The 1,119-nt window shown below is 39.1% G+C and carries 4 protein-coding genes; all 4 read right to left on the bottom strand.

Going from position 1 to position 1,119, the window contains the following annotated elements:
• Nucleotides 1-280: hypothetical protein (locus SMIDD26_RS10795; protein ID WP_061440104.1), on the bottom strand; the 280-nt coding region annotated here is incomplete at its 3' end.
• Entirely contained in the window at nucleotides 280-759 is a 480-nt protein-coding gene (locus SMIDD26_RS10790) for a DUF1642 domain-containing protein (protein ID WP_061440103.1), read from the bottom strand. The genes SMIDD26_RS10795 and SMIDD26_RS10790, both read right to left, overlap by 1 nt.
• Nucleotides 749-940, bottom strand: coding sequence for a hypothetical protein (locus SMIDD26_RS10785; protein ID WP_061440102.1), 192 nt, complete (start codon nucleotides 938-940; stop codon nucleotides 749-751). Before SMIDD26_RS10785 ends, SMIDD26_RS10790 begins: the two co-directional genes overlap by 11 nt.
• Nucleotides 927-1,094 carry a hypothetical protein gene (locus SMIDD26_RS12040; protein WP_134990309.1) on the bottom strand — a complete coding sequence of 56 codons (168 nt, stop codon included), beginning with the start codon at nucleotides 1,092-1,094 and terminating at the stop codon, nucleotides 927-929. Before SMIDD26_RS12040 ends, SMIDD26_RS10785 begins: the two co-directional genes overlap by 14 nt.
• Nucleotides 1,095-1,119: the final 25 nt, after the last annotated feature.

Genomic DNA, 1,119 nt, shown 5'->3' with positions numbered 1-1,119 from the left:
CCTCCTCAAAATAACTATGAAATTTACTTAAATTGACAATAGCGACCTCTTCAACAAAATGTTTTCCAATGTCAAAGTCTGGATCATTTTTTCCAAACTCTTTCTTTATCGCTTTTTCGGCCAGCGAAGGTAAAGCGAATATACTTGCTCCGTTTTTTAAGGCAAGCGCTTGACCGTGTTTATTTACTATTCGATAACCCACATCAAACGGTCTGATTTCCATTGGGATTTTTATGCGTTTACTTTGATTCTTCATTCCTTCTTCAAGCGTTTGTATCATCACTCCACCTCTTCAATCTCAATCCCTAGGCAATCAAACACCCAGCCGAAGCCAGCTTCTTCTAGTTGTTTGCGAGTAAAATGTGAGCAAGCGCCGTTGTACATAAACGAAATTTCTTTTAGTTTTGTTTTAGCTAAATACTGACCAGACGCCTTTATCTTCACTGCATACTGCTTCTCTTCCTCAACCTCGTAGCCAAAAATCCAAGCTTGAGCAAAGAGTTCCTGGTTCTCCCAATCCATTAACCATTCATAAATTTCAGGACATGGAAGTTGAATAGCACCGCCTAAAGATAAATCTCCTTTTTTCTTACATTCCTCAATCCAATCCGCCACACACTGCGGAATTTTGACCGGTTGCGGTTCGTCTAGTTGTTCAAAGATTTCTTTAACATCTTCCCACCAAACTGCATAACCTTGATAATTGCCAATTATTGTTTTTCGTTCTTCGAATTTCTCAATCAATTCCTTAAGTTTCATCTTCCAACTCCTTTATTTTCTTCCTCAATTCTTTATTCTTTTTCTTCAACAAATCGCGCTCCAGCGCTCTAATCCGTCTCTTGCGTGCATCGCACGGCTTCGAATACTCGATTATCTTCTCTTCATTTTGCTCAATTGTACGTTTCAGTCCGTCAAGCTCAGCCTGTTTATCGTACTTCATCTTCTAAAAATCTTTCAATAGCTTCTCTATAGGAGACTTTCACCAGACCGTCTAAGTCGTTCAGGGCTTCAATATAGTCTGGACGACCTTGCCCATACTGCTTTTTCAAAAACTCAACAAAGAGATGAATTTCCTGATAGGTTACTCCAATCATATTTCTTACCTCCTATCAAATCCCA

The sequence above is a fragment of the Streptococcus mitis genome, assembly GCF_001579035.1.
Lineage (GTDB): Bacteria > Bacillota > Bacilli > Lactobacillales > Streptococcaceae > Streptococcus > Streptococcus mitis_J.
Note: the sequence above shows the minus strand (reverse complement) of the source record. Positions and strands in the feature narration are given on the sequence as shown.